Here is an 18,342-nt window from a genome sequence, read left to right on the forward strand (position 1 = left end):
GGAGTGGATGGGCAGCCGCGCTCTCCGCCCACGATCCGGCTTCTTCGAGTATTTCCCCCTTCACGTATTACCCCCGCGATATCACTACCAAGCCCAGCGCGATCAAACCCGCCCCTGCCAGCTTGGCCGGGGTGATCGCCTCGTGCAGGATCCACCACGCCAGCAGGACGGCCACGATCACGCTGCCCTTGTCGATCAGCGCGACCGTCGAGACGTCGCCCATCTTGATCGCCTTGTAGTAGAAAATCCAGGAGCCGGCGGTCGTCACCCCGGAGAGACCGAGCCAGAAGAAATTCTTCCATGTCAGCGCTTCCAGCTGCGAAGCCGGTACGACGACGCCTGCGAACAGCAGTACGAACAGGAACACGAAGCAGGTCCGTATCGCCAACCCCAGGTCGCCCGAGATGCCGGTCAATCCAAGCTTTGCAATGACTGAAGTAAAACCGGCGAAGGCCATCGAAATGAATGCATAAGCGACCCAGCGCTCCATCTTGTTATCCCTCACGGCAGATTGATTGATCCCGGACGGCGGGCATTCGAACTGAGCCGACAAGCCGGGTTGAACCGCCAAATTACCATGAGCTGCCTGCTTTCTGCTGCAAGGGGCGCGCTGTATTCTTCGCCCCCCTCCTGCCCGGACACGATCATCCGCACGAGTGGGACGGGATACGCCGGCTTTCGCAGGAAATAGCGGATTCTGGATACAATCACCGCTTTTCTGGCTTTCCCCATCACGAACCCTGGCAGTTCGGTCCCTGAAGAACATGTCCCCTGCGCGGCGCATAGCTCATATCGACATGGATGCATTCTTTGCGTCTTGCGAACTTTCGCGTTATCCACAACTGCGCGGCCTGCCCATGGTCGTCGGCGGGCGACAGACGCACGCGCCCAAGGCGCTGGAGGATGGCACGCTGGAATTCGCCAGGCTCAAGGATTATGTCGGCCGGGGGGTGCTGACCACGGCGACCTACGAGGCCCGTGCGCTGGGCGTACATTCCGGCATGCCCACCATGCGTGCGGCGCGTCTGGCGCCGGAGGCCATCCTGTTGCCGGTCAATTTCGAGCTGTATCGCCAGTATTCCCGCCGTTTCAAGGACGCCATCAGGGCCATCAGCCCCATCATCCAGGATGTCGGCATCGATGAAATCTATACCGACATCTCCTCGCTGGAGGCAACATCGGAAGACATCGTCGCGATGTTCAAGCGCTCGGTCTTCGAGGCCACCCAACTGACCTGTTCGGTCGGCATTGCCCCCAACAAGCTGCTGGCCAAACTGTGCTCCGATATCCAGAAGCCGGACGGCTTCACCATCTTGACGATGGAGGACATCCCGGATCGCATCTGGCCCATGCCGGTGAGCAAGATCAACGGCATCGGCCCCAAGTCGGCCAGGAAGCTCGATACGCTGGCTATCCGTACCATCGGCGAACTGGCCGCCTGCCGGGAAGACTGGCTGGTGGAGAATTTCGGCCGCAGCTATGGCGCCTGGCTGTATCGCGTCTCCCATGGCATCGATGATCGACCGGTGGTCACCGAGTCCGAACCGGTGTCCATGAGCCGCGAGACCACCTTCGAACGTGATCTCGATGCCGTCCGCGACCGCAATGAACTGGGCGCGATCTTCACGCGCTTGTGCGAGCAGGTGGCGGCCGATCTGGACCGCAAAGGCTACCTCTGCCGCAAGGTCGGGATCAAGCTGCGCTTCAAGGATTTCTCGACCGTGACCCGCGATGCCACGCTGACGGTGGCGACGGCCGATGCACGGGAGATCAGGAAGGTCGCCGGCAATTGCCTCAAGCGCATCGTTTTCGACCAATCCATCCGCCTGCTGGGAGTCAAGGCAAGCGGCCTGCTCAAGCCGGGTGCGGCCGAACAGGCGCAACCGGTGCAGTTCCAGCTGGACATCTGATACGCGCATCCGGTCGCCCCGGGAGGGAAGGCTGCCCCCTCCCCACTTGCATCGAATCCCGTTCAAAACGTATGCGCGACCATCTCCTGGAGGGCGGGTGCGAACCGGGTGTAGATCTCGCTGGCGATGTGGAGCAGTGCTGCGGCCATGATGTTCTCCTTGTCTGATCAGTTAGAACGAGAAACCGCCGAGGGCGCCCATGACCTGGAAGAACCACCATTCATCCGGGCTGTGATATTGGCCGGCAGTCGCCGCTTCGGCCACGGTGCTGGCCATCAGGCTGACGACGGCGACGAAGTAGAAGAGGTAGAAGCGCATGGTGTTCTCCGATGACTGGGGTTTCGATAGGTAGAACTCATTTCATAAATAGTCGTGAGATGCGTTCTGCCCAGAAAGGGCGCTGGCAAGGCGCGCGACGCGTCGTGTGGCGGTGCCACACGCAAGGAGCGCAACGCGGCCAGCGCCCTTTCTGGACAGAACCCGGAGGGAGCGGCCCCGTTTGGGCGAATTGCTGCGTTACGAATTTGGGTCAAGACGCCCAGTCTTGACCCAAATTCGCGCCTTGCACTTCATCCCAAACGGGACTCGCTCGCACTCGCGCCTATTTATGAAATGAGTTCTAGTCATCTTGGCCTGCGCTGGTTACGGCACGGTTGCATCGGGCCGCAGAAAAGTTACAGGTGAAACACGCGGGATCGGGCCATCTCTAGGCCGACCAGACCAGCACTGGCGGGCGGTAGGTGAACTCCCGGTAGACCGCTCTTCCACGCCCGTTTTCCTTGGCGACATAGAGCGCCTTGTCTGCGACCTCCACGATTTCCCGGGGCTGGAATGTGAAGCCCTTGTCCGACTCGATCGAGCTGATGCCGACGCTGACGCCAACCACGCCGTCTTCACTGGAGGGGTGGGTAATGGCCAGTGCCCTGACGGCGGCGCAGATTCTTTCGGCGACAACGGTTGCGCCCGCCCGGCCGCATGCCGGCAGCAGGACGGCGAATTCTTCGCCACCGTAGCGGGCCACCACATCGACTTCGCGCCTGGCCGCCTCGGCGATGGCAGTGGCCACTTTCTGCAGACACTGGTCCCCCGCAACATGTCCGTAGTTGTCGTTGTATTTCTTGAAGTGATCGACATCGATCATGAGCAACGAGAGCGCTCCACCTGAACGGCCGAAGCGCGCCACTTCCAGCTCCAGCAACTCGTCGAAATAGCGCCGGTTGATGGCGCCGGTCAGTCCATCCCGGCGCGACTGCACCTGCAGCAGCTGGAACATCTTTTCCAGATTCTCCTGGGCGGTCACGGCCTCGGCCTGTGCGCGCTCACGCAGGGCAACCTGGGTCACCATCTTGCTGCCGCCATAGCAGACGGCCAGGAGCAGGAAGCTGATACCGACGGCCTTTTCGATGGCATGACGCGTCCAGTTATGGAGCACTTCGTCCTTCGACACCGCCACGATCATGAAAAGCGGGTAATTGGTCAGGTGCTTGAAACTGTTGATCCGCACCACGCCATCCTGGGTCGAGCGAATCTCGACCGCACCGGAATCGGCCAGCTTGACGTGCTGCTGGAACAAGGGCGAGTTGGTCAATACCTTGCCCATCGAATCGGCCAGCAGGGGACGCCGATAGAGGACGGTGGCCGCATTGGTGCCGAACAGGATGGCCCCCTTCTTCCCGATATCGAACTGGTGATAAAAACGCTCGAAGAAGTTGATGTCCAGCGTCGCCAGTACAACACCCCCAAAGCTTCCATCGGGCTTGTCGATGCGCCTGCTCATCGTCAGCACCCAATGGCCGGTCGACTTGCTGCGCACGGGCTTGCCGATGAAGGCGGTATTCAAGCGCTGCTCCTTGTGGTGGATGAAATAGTCGCGGTCGCTGTTATTGAACCGGGTTTCGAGGATCGGTTGCGACGTTGCGACCCAGGCCCCCTTCTCGTCATAGATGAACAGCCCCGCCAGTTGCGGGACATCACTGACGTTCTGGACCAGGAAGTTGTGCAGCCGGGTCCTGTCGGCAGCTGATTTGCCGGTACTGATCGACTGCTCCAGCGCGGCCTTGAGCACGATATCGACTTCGTCCAGCGCCTGGTCCGCATGCTGCGAAAGCGCCACGGCCATGTTGGCCGTCGACCGGAACGAGTCCTCGATCACCGTTCGGCGCTCGTGCCAGCTGGACCAGCCTTCCAGACCGACGATGATGAGACACACGACAATGACGAACCGCTTGGCCGATCTCGACGCCACCTTGATAGCACAAACGTCCATAACTACCCCCCTTCCACGGTGACGTCCAATGGGAACATTATTTACTGTCCGTTAAGGATCACGTATCAGAAATTACCTGAGCTGCAACACCCAGAGGGGGCGAAGGGGCAGGATCGATGTTGTGCAGGCGCTAAGGATTATCCTGATGGCATGAATTCTCCAGGGGCGTATAACGACGCCCATGGAAGAAAAAATGCTAAATAGTCATGCGCAAGACATCGCCAGCCGGTACATGTTGATCGTGACCAGACTGGCGGAGATGGCTGGCGCCAACCTGATCGTAGGAGATCTGGTCCGGGCGGCGACAAGGAATTGCCTCGTCGCGATGCATGCTGCGGGAGCGGAGTGCGCCGAAATCCGGCGCTGGGTCGGCGGCCTGATCGGCGAGCACATCAGCTCATCGGCAATTCCGAATGCGCGGGCAATGGATACCTGGGTCAATGCCAGAAATCACATGGAATTCCTGCTCTTCATCGAGGAGCATGATGAGCTGGCGGGACGCGCCGGCTTCAATGCGCACAGAGCGACGACTTTCCATTGATTCGCGCCATCGTGCGGGAAGGGCATGGGCAAACCATGCCTCGGTCCGCGCAGATATGTCTTATTCAATTTCGCTCGTAGGCTTGTCATGAACCCGAAGTCGGCTGCCGCTACCATCCTGGTGATCGAAGACAATGTGTATGTCAGGTCCCTGCTCGCCGATGTGTTCGAGATGGAGGGCTATAGCGTGCTCCAGGCCGGACAAGGCGCTGAAGCATTGGCGGTCATGGAGGGCCAGCGGGTCGACGTCATCCTGACGGACCTGCGCATGCCGGTCATGGATGGGCTGACGTTCGCCACAGCGCTCAGGGCGGATGGCCGTTATCGGCACATCCCTATCGTCTTGCTGAGTGCCACGCCGCTGACGGACTCCCGGGCTACGCTGAAGTTGTTTTCAGCGTTCCTGTGGAAGCCCAGCCCGCTGGAGGAAATCATTCACACGGTACGCCAGGTACAGCTTGATGCGAGTGGAAATCCGGATATCGGCAAGCCGGCAGCCTAGACCAGCGGGGTCTGTCAAAAAAACTGCTGCTGCCAAGGGCAAGCAGCCCACACCGCCGAAGCGGCCTACGCTGCTTGCCACCTTGTTCAGTCCAGTGCCTGCCATGCCGAATACAGCGTGCTCTGGAGCACTTCTCCAGCCCTGAAGGCGCGTTGCGCCTGGGCCGCCACGTACATCGCACCTGGGAACAGCTGGTGGTCGCACTCTGAGGGGGGCGACATCCATCACCTTGCCCGCAGGGCATCATCAATCAGCCTCTGAATCAGCGCTGTTTCCGTGTCAAGCTCCAGCCGAATACAGGCGCTGCGCCGAGCGCCCCCAAATTCAGAATTCCAATTTAGTGACCAAATTACGTTAATTGAGATATTTATCTCGAAATGGCCAAGAAATATTTATTAAAACAACAATATAACTAGCACCCGTTGAAGTTTTTGCATCAGAGCCGTGCAATAAAATTCAAGACCAATCCGCCATTTACCCCGTAATTACGGCGTTTTTCGCGCCAACAATCGTTGACAGTCCAAAAACCGCTGCCTATTATTCGAGTTCGGAATACGGAATTCAATAATCATGACTATCGAAGACACCTCCCCGTTCATTGATCAGGTATTCGAGCAGTTGCTGACCTCGATCGCCCTTGGAACGCTGAAGCCCGGGCAACGAATTCGGCAAGCCGAGTTGGCGGCGGAACTGAGCGTGTCCCGGCAACCGATAAGTCACGCACTACAGCTCCTTAAACACGAAGGCCTGGTGCAGGATTCGGGACGGCAAGGACTGGTCGTGTCCCCTATCGATCCGGATTACATGAAACAGATGTATCAGGCCAGGAAGGCGCTGGAAGTCACTGTTGCCGGGCTTGCCGCACAACGCGTGGCCGACAGGATCGCCACGCCCGAACAGGTCATGGCGCTCAAGGCTGCGCTCATGGAAGGGAAAAGAGCTTATGCAAGCGGCGAGCCACTGGCGAACCTGGTGAGAGCAGATCTGGAATTCCATCGCGCCATCTATCGACTCTCCGGAAATCACGTCATCGAGCAAATGATGAATACGCGCTGGGCGCACCTGATGCGATCCATGCTCATCGTATTGGACGAGCCGGAAACCCCGGGCAGAGCGTGGGAAGAGCATGAGGAACTGACCGAATACCTCCTGTCGGGAAACGTCCTCGAAGGAAGCGATTTGGCCGCGCGTCACATGCAGAGGGCGAGTAACGACATGTACCGACGACTTACGAAGTTCACGGAATCCGCCGATTAGGGCCTGCTCACATTTAATCTGCGAGATGCGTTGGCCCCAGAAGGCGTGGTGGCAAGGCGCGCGTCAGGGCTGGTGGTGGTGCCACCAGCCCTGACGTGCAACGCCGCCAGCGCGCCTTCTGGGGCCAACCCTCCGGGAGAGGCCGCCAAGCGTCGCCTGCCGTTGTTGCAGCTCCTTGCCGTAGCACCACTACGGCGCGTCGCTGCGCCTAGGCAGACAACGCTTGGCGACCTCTCGCACTCGTAGATTAAATGTGAGCAGGCCCTAGTTTCGGTATTCACAGCAACGACTGATTGGCTCGATTACACCGGGTCACGGGGTCGCTTTTTCTTAAAAAATGGAGACACGACATGCAACTGACCAAACAACAACTCGCCGAGTTTGACGAACTGGGCTACATCTTTTTACCGGAGTGCTTCCCCGTGGAGCAAGTGGAAGCGCTTCGCGCGGCGGCCAGCGATGTCTTTGCTCAGCATCGCGCCGAAGTCTGGCGCGAAAAGGACGGCGCACCCCGGATGGCCTTCGCCTGCCAGCAATACAGCGAAGCGTGCAAGCTGCTTGCATCAGACGAGCGCCTGGTCACCCCCGTCGAGCAATTGTTCGGCGAGCGCTGCTATCTCCATCAATTCAAGATCAATGCGAAAGCCGCATTCACGGGCGACGTATGGCAATGGCACCAGGATTTCCCCACATGGCACAAGGATGATGGAATGCCGGAACCTCGCGCGATGAACATCGCCGTGTTTCTGGATGATGTCATGCCGATCAATGGTCCCCTGATGGTCGTTCCACGAAGCCACAAGGCGGGAGCACTGGAGTCGTCTCACGACGTCAAGACCACGTCCTATCCGCTCTGGACCCTGGACAACAAGACGGTTACCGATCTGGTTGAACGAAACGGCATCGTGACCCCGACCGGCAAGAAGGGCGGAGTGCTGATGTTCCACGCCAACATTGTGCATGGCTCCGCTGGAAATATCACGCCCTACCCTCGCCGCATCGCCTATCTGACCCTGTCTGCACTCTCCAACGCGATCGTCAAGCCGACTCGCCCGGACTTCATTGCTCACCGCGATTTCACGCCTGTCCAAAAAACATCTCCCAAGGACTTCGAGGAGTTTCTCGCCAGGGAAGTGACGGCCTGAGGCCGGAAGACCCGATTGGGCTGGCAGAGAGAGCCCCGAGATATCGGCGAAGCGGCATGCAGGAGGTCGCCTCGCCGTCTTACGAAACCGCAAGAGCCAAAGGATTTGTATGTCGTCAAGAATGAAGGGCAAGGTGGTCATTGTCACTGGAGCCGGCTCGTCCGGGCCAGGCTGGGGAAATGGAAAAGCCGCTGCTGTGCTGTACGCCCGGCACGGGGCGTCGGTGCTCGCCGTAGACAATCGAATGGAAGCCGCACAGGAGACGGCCGAGCTGATTTCTGCCGAAGGGGGGAAGTGCGTCGCCGCCCGGGCCAACGTCGCCAGTTCCGAAGACGTCAAGGAAATGGCAGAGCGATGCGCCAGGCAATTCGGCCGCGTCGATGTCTTGCATAACAACGTGGGCATCGTCGAAGTCGGTGGTCCGATCGAGACTGAAGAGGAGTCCTGGAATCGGGTGATCGCAATCAACCAGTCGAGTGTCTTTCTAACCTGCAAGCACGTCATCCCGCACTTGCTTGAGGCAGGCGGCGGTTCGATTGTGAACATTGCCTCAATTGCTGCAATTCGCTGGATCGGCTTTCCCTACCTGGCATACAGCGCCGCCAAGGCAGCAATGATTGCGATGACCCAGAACATGGCCGTGCAGTACGCCCCACAAGGGATACGGGCAAATTGCATCCTGCCGGGATTCATGAATACGCCACTGATCCAGGAACCGCTTAAAGAAACCTACGGCGGCAATGTCGACGAGATGATCGACAAAAGAGATAAGCAAGTCCCAATGGGAAAGATGGGCGATGGATGGGATACGGCTTATGCAGCACTATTCCTCGCCTCTGATGAATCCAAATACATCACGGGAACGAGTCTCGTGGTCGACGGCGGACTGACAGCACGCTGCGCTTAAAAAAATGGCAACCAGCTAAAATAATACGGAGACAATCATGGATCAAAAACGTCGCACCATCATCGCCGCCGGCGCCGCGTTCGGGCTTTCCGGCATCGCCGCTGCACCTCTATATGCCGCCGGCCCCACCTACTCTTTCAAGGTCGGGACAAACGTACCGGTCAGCCATCCAATCTACCTACGCCTGATGGAGGCCGCCGAGCGGGTGAAATCGGACACCGGCGGGAAGGTGGAAATGCGCATTTTCCCCAATGGCCAGCTCGGCGGTGATACCGAAATGCTCAGCCAGGTGCGCAGTGGCGGAATGGATTTCCTTACGTTGCCCGGCGTGATCCTGGCGACGATGGTTCCAATGGCATCGCTGAACAGCGTAGGCTTTGCGTTCTCCGATTATCCCTCTGTCTGGAAGGCCATGGATGGCGGTGTCGGCGATCTGATCCGGGACAAAATCAAGGCGACCGGACTGGTGGTCATGGACAAGGTCTGGGACAACGGTTTCCGCGAGATCACCTCACAATTCCCGATCAGCAGCCCCACCGATCTGCAGAAAGCACGCATTCGCGTGCCGGTCAGCCCGCTGCTGGTATCACTCTTCAAGTCGCTGGGAGCCGCGCCTACGCCGATCAACTTCAGCGAGTTGTATTCCGCACTTCAAACCAGAATCGTGGAAGCCCAGGAGAACCCCCTCCCTATCGTTGCGACAGCCAAGCTATATGAGGTGCAAAAATTCTGCTCGCAGACTTCCCATGTCTGGGATGGCTATTGGTTACTGGCAAACGGTCGCGCCTGGCAGGGGCTTCCGCAAGATCTGCGCGAAGTCGTCGCGAAGAACATGAATGCTGCTGCAATCGCACAGCGTGCCGACAGCGAGAAGCTGGCCATCACGCTCATGAAAGAGCTCGAACAAAAGGGACTCAAATTCAATAAACCCGATCCAGCACCTTTCAGGAAAAAACTCGCGGAGGCTGGCTTTTACACCGAGTGGAAGAAGAAGTTCGGCGCGGAAGCATGGGCGGTCCTGGAGACCTATTCCGGCAAGCTCGGCTAACTCGACCAGGCGCGGATGAAGATCGCGGATCCAGAGGACAGCCAATAGCGTCCCAATCCATCAGGAAGCGGCGAGATTTGTGTTCGTGGTTCCGCGATCTTCAGGGATCAGGACAATCATCCTGAGGCGACCAATACCAAGACTTTCAGAGATGAGAGGGCTGTGCAAGAACCTCTTCAAGGTGCTTGCACAGCGCAATGCCACCCCGCTGCACGTGCCTCGATACCAGTTCCGAAGCCTCCAGAACGGAACCACGCAAAACACAATCTGCGATGGCAGCATGCTCTTCCCACGCAACCAGGATATCCGCCCTGGCATGGATGGTGATCAAGGCCCGCATGATGTGAGCCCAACGACCATTCATCATCTGCTCGATCACCGTATTTCCGGACAGCCTGTAAAGCGCGACATGAAACTGGAACTCCGCCATGGCAATCTCCGGCGCCGGCGCATGTGCTCTCACCTTATCCTGGCCGGCGACAAGCATCCGCCGCAGGAATTCGCACTCCTCGTCACCCGCACGATGATCTGCAACACGTTGGGCCGCGAGCGCCGCTGCGCTTGCCTCCAGCGGTCTGCGCGCCTGAAATAGCAGGCGCATGTACTCCGGTTCAATCGGTGTGACCTGAAGCCCTTGACGACCAGAGTCCTGCAGCAAGCCTTCATGTTTGAGTAGCTGCAAGGCATGACTGATGGGTTGGCGAGAAACCTTGAGCTGGCTTGCCAATACCGACTGACGAATTCTCTCGCCCGGCTCAAGCTTGCAGAAAGCAATGTCGAAGAGAAGCACATCGAAGACTTGCTCGATAAACGGCGGGCTATCCTCCACTGCTTCGAGGCTTGTATTTGATTCCATGCTTGTTGATTATCGGTGCTGAGTGAGCTATCCCGCGGAAGATCCCCGAGGATGCACGGTTACCACTGGTTGGATCAAATCCTGATTTGCAAACCGATTTTGATGAGTCTCAGGATTGCAGCGGTATTGTAACAAGCGATCTCGCGTCGATGACCAAGCTTACAGGCATCACGCAAAGCCATCCGAGGCGATCCTCTCAAAAGGACTACACGCAACGAAGGGACATGGGACGTGGGAATGCGAGGCCCAATGAGGCGAAAACCCACCCAAAAATTCTCAATTTGCGAGAATTTACCGAATTGCGAGTGAAATGCGTTTTTATTTACAAGTTCAAGCACACGATTTCTTTTCATACTGCCGGTGGTACATGTAACGCACTGCACCGCGAACTGACCCAACCTATCAAGGAGTCACTGCAATGATGATTACGGCTGCCCAGGCCTCGGCACTTGTAGCATCCAAACCAAATTCCTTTGCGCCTCAAACCCCATCAAAGCCGGACAACAACCCAGTAGAAGAGTCAGCCAAGGTTGCCATTTCTTCCGAGGCTGTGCAGAAAGCCGCCGAGAGTGAAGCCCAGAGTAATGAAGTTGAAAGTGCATATCGGCTGACTGGCCCTGCTACCCTATTAAGCTCCATAGCCCCTGTCGCTTACCAGATGCCGGAAGCCCTGATAAACGAAATGAAGGTCCGGGCTAGCGAGGAGGCTACCCGCAACGCGATTAACTCGCAGTATGCCAACGCACATCAATACCAGACCGTGGGACAGGTCCTGGTGAATGGCAAATTATTTGCAGAAGTGAATGATGCGGGCGGTTATGGGTCGATACAGAACTCTATTCCTGGGCTGAGTGACGCGCCGCTTAATCCGCAGGACCGACTCAAGGAGATAGCTCAAGCCGTGAAGGAAAAGGGAAATGTTGAAATCAGATATTCCGATTTTGTCCCGGGTCTAGGGGGCCAGGGAGGTTTTGCAGCGCCGGAATCCATGCTCCCGGCGTTCACGGCGCGAAACATTCATGAGATCTTCGCAGAGGCTATTGGAGAGGCCAAGCGACTGCGTTCCGCGTCGCTGCCGCAGTCAGAGTAAGGCCACTGCCCTCTGCATAATGGCCAGACCCGACCTCGGATCGCTTTCGGTACACGCAGCTTTAGCCTGATGGGATAAGCTTTAGAGGACCCCGACGCTGCGTCCGAAATATTCGAGCATACCGTGTGCACTACCGGCGAGATGGATGAAAGGATGAGCCATATCGCTGAGCATATTGTTAATCACCTGGTTCATCATGGTGTTCTTCTGTTGGGTGCCACCGCGGTATTGCGGCTGGGCATGTAGACATCATGCCGAGAGAAGCCTTCCAACTCGTTTCAAATCCCGCTGCCTGTATTTCATTTGAAATGCTGGGAATCAAAACGCTAGAGCGTAGCCGCGAAAAAAGCCCCCAGCCTCCATTCGAAGCTCGGGGTTCAATGTTTGCGCCGTCCGGGAGCAGCCAAATGCAATTAAGCGCTCTGGATTGGGGGAGGTATACCTGCAGCAGGTTTTCGGCAACTGAGCCAAGCTGTTGAAACGGACGATATGAGCAGCAGAGCGAGGGGAAATAAAATTTGCGAGCAAAAAATGTCGCAGAGGAACCGCGCAGCCCGTTCAACGAAGGAACGTCCAATTCGTATGTGAGCGTTTGTATGTGGGATCAAAAGCAAAAACGGGCCGCGAAGGCCCGTTTTGCTTGATTCCTGGCGGAGAGGGGGGGATTCGAACCCCCGATAGGCTATGAACCTATACACGCTTTCCAGGCGTGCGACTTAAACCACTCATCCACCTCTCCTGGATTTGTGTTCGCGTTCAGCGAAGCCATGCATTATAGCAAGCTTCCGAAAGAAGCCAAGTCTTTTCTAAACATTTTTCCAAAAAGACCATAAAAAAGCCGGCAGGCATGGGCCCGAATCCATCTCGCCCTGCCCTGCCGGCTTGCAGGCGGCCGTTTGCGACCGCCCTTCCGTGCCGTTGTCGCTTACTGCGCTTCCTTCAACTGATCCAGGATGGCCGGGTTTTCCAGCGTGGAGACGTCCTGCGTGATCGCTTCGCCCTTGGCCAGCACGCGCAGCAGACGGCGCATGATCTTGCCGGAGCGGGTCTTGGGGAGGTTGTCGCCGAAACGGATTTCCTTGGGCTTGGCGATCGGACCGATTTCCTTGGCGACCCAGTCACGCAGCTCCTTGGCGATCTGCTTGGCTTCCTCACCGGTGGGACGCGGACGTTTCAGGACCACGAAGGCGCAGATCGATTCGCCGGTGGTTTCGTCCGGCTTGCCCACCACGGCGGCCTCGGCCACGATGCTGTTGGCCACCAGCGCCGATTCGATTTCCATGGTGCCCATGCGGTGACCGGAGACGTTCAGCACGTCGTCGATGCGGCCGGTGATGGTGAAGTAGCCGGTCTCCTTGTTGCGCACCGCGCCGTCGCCGGCGAGGTAGATGTTGCCACCCAGCTCCTCGGGGAAATAGCTCTTCTTGAAGCGCTCGGGGTCGTTCCAGATGGTGCGGATCATCGAGGGCCATGGGCGCTTGACGACCAGGATGCCGCCATTGCCATTGGGGATGTCATTGCCGGTCTCGTCGACGATGGCTGCCGTGATACCCGGCAGCGGCAGTGTGCACGAACCCGGTACCTGCGGCGTGGCGCCCGGCAGGGGCGAGATCATGTGACCACCGGTCTCGGTCTGCCAGAAGGTATCGACGATGGGGCATTTCTCCTGGCCGACGTTCTTGTAGTACCACATCCAGGCTTCGGGGTTGATGGGCTCGCCCACCGAGCCCAGGATGCGCAGGGACGACAGGTCATACTGCCTGGGATGGACCTTCTCGTCGGCATCGGCGGCCTTGATCAGCGAGCGGATGGCGGTGGGTGCGGTGTAGAAGATGGTGGCCTTGTGGCGCGCCACCATGTCCCAGAAGCGTCCGGCGTTGGGATAGGTCGGCACACCCTCGAAGACGATCTGGGTCGCGCCCACGGCCAGCGGGCCATAGGCGATATAGGTGTGGCCGGTGATCCAGCCGATGTCGGCGGTACACCAGTAGACATCGTCGGGCTTGATGTCGAAGGTCCACTTCATGGTCAGCACGGCCCACAGCAGGTAGCCAGCCGAAGCATGCTGCACGCCCTTGGGCTTGCCGGTGGAACCGGAGGTGTAGAGGATGAACAGGGGGTGCTCGGCATCCACCCATTCCGGCTCGCAGACATCGGACTGGTTGGCCAGCACGTCGGAGAGCCAGAGGTCACGGCCTTCGACCCAGTTGATCTCGGCACCGGCACGCTTGTAGACGACCACGTGCTTGAGCGTATCGCAGCCACCCATGGCCAGGGCTTCATCGACGATGGACTTGAGGGCCAGCTGCTTGCCGCCGCGGACCTGGTAGTCGGCAGTCAGCACGGCCACGGCGCCGGCATCGATCACGCGTTCGTGCAGGGACTTGGCGGAGAAGCCGCCGAACACCACCGAGTGGGTGGCACCGATGCGGGCGCAGGCCTGCATGGCGGCCACGCCTTCCACCGACATCGGCATGTAGATGACCACGCGGTCACCCTTCTTGATGCCCAGCGATTTCAGGCCATTGGCGAACTGGCAGACCTTCTGGTGCAGCTCGCGGTAGGACACGCGGGTAACCTTGCCATCGTCGGACTCGAAGATGACGGCGGTCTTGTCGGCGTTGCCGTTCTCCAGGTTCACGTCCAGGCAGTTGTACGAGACGTTGACCTGGCCATCGGCGAACCATTTGTAGAACGGTGCGTTCGATTCATCCAGGGTCTGGGTGAAGGGCTTGTGCCACTTGAGGTTGTCCTTGGCCAGCCTGGCCCAGGTGCCTTCGTAATCCTTGGCGAATTCGGCGTTCAGGGCCTGGTAGGCCTCCATGCCGGAAATGGCGGCGTGCTTGACCAGCTCGGCCGGCGGTGCGAATACGCGGTTTTCTTGCTTGAAAGTTTCGATGTCTGCCACGGTAGTCTCCACTAGGTTTGTTTTTGCTTTCCGCAAAACATAGGCCGTTTCACTTACTCAGTCCTTACACATGCTGCGCCGTCATGGCGCGCAAACCCGCCTGCATCAACGTCTTGCGGGCCGCGCAGGCGCTTGCGCGGGCACTTGGCCAGGTAACGGCGCGTGCCGGCGAGGCATGTCGGTCCTGGCCTCCAATGACGAAGACCTTCATATTGCCCTTATGTTCAGAACAACATTTGTGCATTTTGGCACAGGCCGGTGTTTCCCGCAGGCACCTGTCTGCTCACATTTGATCCAGGCCGGGATGAAGCTGTCGCGACGGATTCTGCCCAAGGGCGTGTAGAATACGGCCCCAAATCCGAGACCGAGCGGGTAGCGTTCGCCCGGCGACATAATCGGATACCGCACTCAATCGCCAGAATTCATCCAGCGTACTCCTGACACCATGACCAGCCCGTCGCCCAAGACACCCCGCAAGATCGGCATCCTGCCCAACCTGATTTTCATGAGCCGCTGGCTGCAGCTGCCGCTGTACCTGGGCCTGATCCTGGCGCAATGCGTCTACGTCTATCACTTCTGGGTCGAACTGTCGGACCTGATCGGCGCGGCCATGGGCAGTGCCAGCTCGCTGGACCATATCCTGGATGCGGTGGCCATCCCCGGCGCCACCCGCCCCGACAAGCTCAACGAGCAGACCATCATGCTGGTGGTACTGGCCCTGATTGACGTGGTGATGATTTCCAACCTGCTGATCATGGTGATCGTGGGCGGCTACGAGACCTTCGTCTCGCGCATGAACCTGGAAGGCCATCCCGACCAGCCGGAATGGCTGTCGCACGTCAATGCCTCGGTGCTCAAGGTCAAGCTGGCCACGGCCATCATCGGTATTTCCTCGATCCACCTGTTGAAGACCTTCATCAACGCCAACCTGTATGACGCCAAGACGCTCATCGCGCAGACCGGCATCCATATCGCCTTCCTGCTCTCGGCCATGGCCATTGCCTATTGCGACCGCCTGATGGTGCATCCCGGCGCACATGGCGATGATCCATCCCAGAAGCACTGAACCCGTATCACCCAAACCTGAGAGAACCAGCCATGACCATCATCAAGCAAGACGATCTCATCGAATCCGTAGCCGCCGCGCTGCAGTACATCAGCTACTACCATCCGGCCGACTACATCGCCCACCTGGCCCGCGCCTATGAGTCCGAGCAGAGCCCGGCAGCCAAGGATGCGATCGCGCAGATCCTGACCAACTCGCGCATGTGCGCCGAGGGCAAGCGTCCGATCTGCCAGGACACCGGCATCGTCAACGTGTTCCTGAAGATCGGCATGGGCGTACGCTTCGAGGGCTTCTCGGGCTCGATCGCCGACGCCGTCAACGAAGGCGTACGTCGCGGCTACTCGCACCCGGACAACGTACTGCGCGCCTCGATCGTGGCCGACCCGCAGTTCGAGCGCAAGAACACCAAGGACAACACCCCCGCCGTGATCCACATGGAACTGGTACCGGGCAACACCGTGGACGTCCAGATCGCCGCCAAGGGCGGTGGCTCCGAAAACAAGACCAAGTTCGTCATGCTGAACCCTTCCGACAACCTGGTGGACTGGGTCCTGAAGACCGTGCCGACCATGGGCGCCGGCTGGTGCCCGCCGGGCATGCTGGGCATCGGCATCGGCGGTACCGCCGAGAAGGCCATGCTGATGGCCAAGGAAGTGTTGATGGAAGACATCGACATGTACGAGCTCTTGAAGCGCGGCCCGCAGAACAAGACCGAAGAGCTGCGTATCGAGCTCTATGAGAAGGTCAACGCACTGGGCATCGGCGCACAGGGCCTGGGCGGCCTGACCACGGTACTGGATGTGAAGATCATGATGCACCCGACCCACGCGGCTTCCAAGCCGGTGGCGATGATCCCCAACTGTGCCGCCACCCGTCACGGCCACTTCGTGCTGGACGGCTCCGGCCCGGCCTACATGGAACCGCCGTCGCTGTCGGACTGGCCCGAAGTGCACTGGGTGGCCGACACCGAAAAGTCCAAGCGCGTCAACCTGGATACCCTGACCAAGGAAGAAGTCGCCTCCTGGAAGCCGGGCCAGACCCTGCTGTTGAACGGCAAGATGCTGACCGGCCGCGATGCTGCCCACAAGCGCATCCAGGACATGCTGGCCAAGGGCGAGAAGCTGCCGGTGGACTTCACCAACCGCGTGATCTACTACGTCGGCCCGGTCGACCCGGTGCGCGACGAAGTGGTGGGCCCGGCGGGTCCGACCACCGCCACCCGCATGGACAAGTTCACCGACATGATGCTGGAACAGACCGGCCTGATCTCCATGATCGGCAAGTCCGAGCGCGGCCCGGCCGCCATCGAGGCGATCAAGAAGCACAAGTCGGCCTACCTGATGGCCGTGGGTGGTTCGGCCTACCTCGTGTCCAAGGCGATCAAGTCGGCCAAGGTGCTGGGCTTTGCCGACCTGGGCATGGAAGCGATCTACGAATTCGACGTCAAGGACATGCCGGTGACCGTGGCCGTCGACGCCAACGGTATCTCGGTGCACAACACCGGGCCGGCCGAGTGGAAGGAAAAGATCGCCCAGAGCGTCTCCCTGTCCAAGATCCCCGTCACCACCGCCTGAGCCACGCCAGACGATCCGCAGGAGCGCGCGCAGCACCATGAATGAAGCAGTCAAGCAAGCCGCCGCGCCTTCTGCAGGACAATCTGCCAGCCCGACCCCGATGCCGACCGCAGCCGATGCCGCGGTCGGCATTTTCGATTCGGGCGTCGGCGGCTTGTCGGTGCTGCGTCACATCCAGGCCGCCCTGCCCCGCGAAAAGCTGCTCTACTTCGCCGACTCCGGCTACGCCCCCTACGGCGACAAGAGCGAGGCCCAGATCGTGGAACGGTCGCTGGCCATTGCCTCGTTCTTTGTCGGCCAGCAGGTCAAGGCGCTGGTGGTGGCCTGCAATACCGCCACCGCCGCGGCCATCCAGGCCATTCGCGCGCAATGGCCGCGGCTGGTGGTGGTCGGCATCGAACCCGGTCTGAAACCGGCCGCCCAAGAGACCCGCAGCGGCACCGTGGGCGTATTGGCGACCCGCAGCACGCTGGCCAGCAAGCGCTTTGCCTTGCTGCAGCAGCAGATGGAGGAGCAGTACCGGGTGCGCTTCCTGCCGCAGGCCTGCGTCGGCCTGGTGGACCTGATCGAAAAAGGCGAACTGTACTCGCCGGCCACGGTGCAATTACTGGAGCGCTACCTGCAGCCTTTGTTGGACCAGGGCGCCGATACCCTGGTACTGGGCTGCACCCACTACCCCTTCGTGCGGCCGGCCATCGAGAGCGTATGCAAGCGTCTGGCGGGCGAAGTGCCGGACATCATCGATACCGGGCAGGCCGTCACCCGGCAACTGGCACGCCTGCTGGAAACACAAGGATTGCTGGCGCAGGCCGCCACCGGCTCGCTGGCCGGCTTCACCACGGCCAGCCAGTCCACGCTGGCAAACGCCTTCCGCAGCCTGCTGCAGCTGGCGCCACCGGTACAGGCCCTGCAACCGCAAGACGGCGCCTGAAGCGGGCAAAAAAGAAATGTTCGGCGAACTTTCCTTTTTGCATCGAAATTATGTTGCCATTCCTCGCAAGTGTTTGTATAATCTTTTGCTTACTTGATGACGGACGCAAGTCTGTCTGACAGTCGACGGTGGCTGTAGCTCAGTTGGTAGAGTCCAGGATTGTGATTCCTGTCGTCGTGGGTTCGAGTCCCATCAGCCACCCCAAGTATTCAAGCAAAAAGCCCGGTCCTGATGACCGGGCTTTTTGTTTTTCATCGCGCCTGCATCGGGCGCACCGCATTCCTCCTACCCTCAAGTCTGCCGCCGGATGTCCGTCTACCCGTTTTGGGAGAAAGAACACCC

At 59.2% G+C, this 18,342-nt stretch carries 17 protein-coding genes and 2 tRNA genes; 12 read left to right on the top strand and 7 right to left on the bottom strand.

Translation table 11 applies throughout. The annotated features are described in order from the left end of the window. Positions 1-67 precede the first annotated feature (67 nt). Entirely contained in the window at positions 68-490 is a 423-nt protein-coding gene (locus HWE04_RS06170; protein ID WP_182994414.1) for an EamA family transporter, read from the bottom strand. Between the two features lie 274 nt (positions 491-764). Between HWE04_RS06170 and dinB the strand changes: the two genes are divergently transcribed. After that, entirely contained in the window at positions 765-1,910 is a 1,146-nt protein-coding gene (gene dinB / locus HWE04_RS06175; RefSeq protein ID WP_274620062.1) for a DNA polymerase IV, read from the top strand. 171 nt (positions 1,911-2,081) lie between these two features. On the opposite strand, the gene HWE04_RS06180 is transcribed toward dinB, so the two are convergent. Further along, the gene (locus tag HWE04_RS06180; protein ID WP_158243267.1) at positions 2,082-2,228 is read right to left on the bottom strand and encodes a hypothetical protein; all 147 of its coding nucleotides are present in this window, start codon (positions 2,226-2,228) and stop codon (positions 2,082-2,084) included. 388 nt (positions 2,229-2,616) lie between these two features. Continuing rightward, positions 2,617-4,176 carry a sensor domain-containing diguanylate cyclase gene (locus tag HWE04_RS06185; protein ID WP_241811876.1) on the bottom strand — a complete coding sequence of 520 codons (1,560 nt, stop codon included), beginning with the start codon at positions 4,174-4,176 and terminating at the stop codon, positions 2,617-2,619. Positions 4,177-4,357: 181 nt separating this feature from the next. Between HWE04_RS06185 and HWE04_RS06190 the strand changes: the two genes are divergently transcribed. Further along, positions 4,358-4,717 carry a hypothetical protein gene (locus tag HWE04_RS06190; protein WP_241811877.1) on the top strand — a complete coding sequence of 120 codons (360 nt, stop codon included), beginning with the start codon at positions 4,358-4,360 and terminating at the stop codon, positions 4,715-4,717. Positions 4,718-4,804: 87 nt separating this feature from the next. Continuing rightward, a complete protein-coding gene (locus HWE04_RS06195; protein WP_241811878.1) occupies positions 4,805-5,218 on the top strand; it encodes a response regulator in 414 nt (137 codons plus the stop codon). An 86-nt stretch (positions 5,219-5,304) separates the two neighbouring features. Here the strand turns inward: HWE04_RS06195 and HWE04_RS24440 are convergent, their stop codons facing one another. Beyond that, complete coding sequence (locus tag HWE04_RS24440; RefSeq protein ID WP_255411858.1) at positions 5,305-5,439, bottom strand: hypothetical protein; 135 nt, start codon at positions 5,437-5,439, stop codon at positions 5,305-5,307. 349 nt (positions 5,440-5,788) lie between these two features. On the opposite strand from HWE04_RS24440, the gene HWE04_RS06200 reads away from it, so the two are divergent. The 4 genes from HWE04_RS06200 (at position 5,789) to HWE04_RS06215 (ending at position 9,575) form a co-directional block, all read left to right on the top strand. Beyond that, on the top strand, positions 5,789-6,475 hold the full coding sequence (locus tag HWE04_RS06200; protein WP_006462456.1) for a GntR family transcriptional regulator: 687 nt from the start codon (positions 5,789-5,791) through the stop codon (positions 6,473-6,475). 350 nt (positions 6,476-6,825) lie between these two features. After that, positions 6,826-7,620 carry a phytanoyl-CoA dioxygenase family protein gene (locus tag HWE04_RS06205; protein ID WP_077235004.1) on the top strand — a complete coding sequence of 265 codons (795 nt, stop codon included), beginning with the start codon at positions 6,826-6,828 and terminating at the stop codon, positions 7,618-7,620. Between the two features lie 109 nt (positions 7,621-7,729). Beyond that, on the top strand, positions 7,730-8,527 hold the full coding sequence (locus HWE04_RS06210; RefSeq protein ID WP_241811879.1) for an SDR family NAD(P)-dependent oxidoreductase: 798 nt from the start codon (positions 7,730-7,732) through the stop codon (positions 8,525-8,527). Positions 8,528-8,564: 37 nt separating this feature from the next. Next, positions 8,565-9,575: a TRAP transporter substrate-binding protein gene (locus tag HWE04_RS06215; protein WP_241811880.1), complete on the top strand. Its 1,011-nt coding sequence runs from the start codon at positions 8,565-8,567 to the stop codon at positions 9,573-9,575. 145 nt (positions 9,576-9,720) lie between these two features. On the opposite strand, the gene HWE04_RS06220 is transcribed toward HWE04_RS06215, so the two are convergent. Beyond that, entirely contained in the window at positions 9,721-10,431 is a 711-nt protein-coding gene (locus tag HWE04_RS06220) for a GntR family transcriptional regulator (protein ID WP_241811881.1), read from the bottom strand. A gap of 418 nt (positions 10,432-10,849) precedes the next feature. Here HWE04_RS06220 and HWE04_RS06225 point away from each other — a divergent pair, with 418 nt between their 5' ends. After that, positions 10,850-11,521, top strand: coding sequence for a hypothetical protein (locus tag HWE04_RS06225; RefSeq protein WP_241811882.1), 672 nt, complete (start codon positions 10,850-10,852; stop codon positions 11,519-11,521). A 648-nt stretch (positions 11,522-12,169) separates the two neighbouring features. Here HWE04_RS06225 and HWE04_RS06230 read toward each other — a convergent pair. Together HWE04_RS06230 and acs are read right to left on the bottom strand one after the other, a co-directional pair. After that, positions 12,170-12,260, bottom strand: a tRNA-Ser gene (locus HWE04_RS06230). A gap of 186 nt (positions 12,261-12,446) precedes the next feature. Continuing rightward, positions 12,447-14,429, bottom strand: a complete 1,983-nt coding sequence (gene acs / locus HWE04_RS06235; RefSeq protein ID WP_182994387.1) for an acetate--CoA ligase — start codon at positions 14,427-14,429, stop codon at positions 12,447-12,449. A gap of 445 nt (positions 14,430-14,874) precedes the next feature. Here acs and HWE04_RS06240 point away from each other — a divergent pair, with 445 nt between their 5' ends. The 4 genes from HWE04_RS06240 to HWE04_RS06255 all read left to right on the top strand — a co-directional run bounded on the left by HWE04_RS06240 (position 14,875) and on the right by HWE04_RS06255 (position 18,204). Continuing rightward, the gene (locus tag HWE04_RS06240; RefSeq protein WP_006462449.1) at positions 14,875-15,495 is read left to right on the top strand and encodes a YqhA family protein; all 621 of its coding nucleotides are present in this window, start codon (positions 14,875-14,877) and stop codon (positions 15,493-15,495) included. A 32-nt stretch (positions 15,496-15,527) separates the two neighbouring features. After that, positions 15,528-17,069, top strand: a complete 1,542-nt coding sequence (locus tag HWE04_RS06245) for a fumarate hydratase (protein WP_077237926.1) — start codon at positions 15,528-15,530, stop codon at positions 17,067-17,069. Between the two features lie 37 nt (positions 17,070-17,106). Beyond that, positions 17,107-18,000 (top strand): glutamate racemase, encoded by an 894-nt coding sequence (murI, locus tag HWE04_RS06250; protein ID WP_241811883.1) that lies wholly within the window; start codon positions 17,107-17,109, stop codon positions 17,998-18,000. Between the two features lie 128 nt (positions 18,001-18,128). Then, positions 18,129-18,204: transfer RNA gene (locus HWE04_RS06255), tRNA-His, on the top strand. Positions 18,205-18,342: the final 138 nt, after the last annotated feature.

Source organism: Herbaspirillum sp. C7C2 (assembly GCF_022627865.1).
GTDB classification, from domain to species: Bacteria; Pseudomonadota; Gammaproteobacteria; order Burkholderiales; family Burkholderiaceae_D; genus Herbaspirillum; species Herbaspirillum frisingense.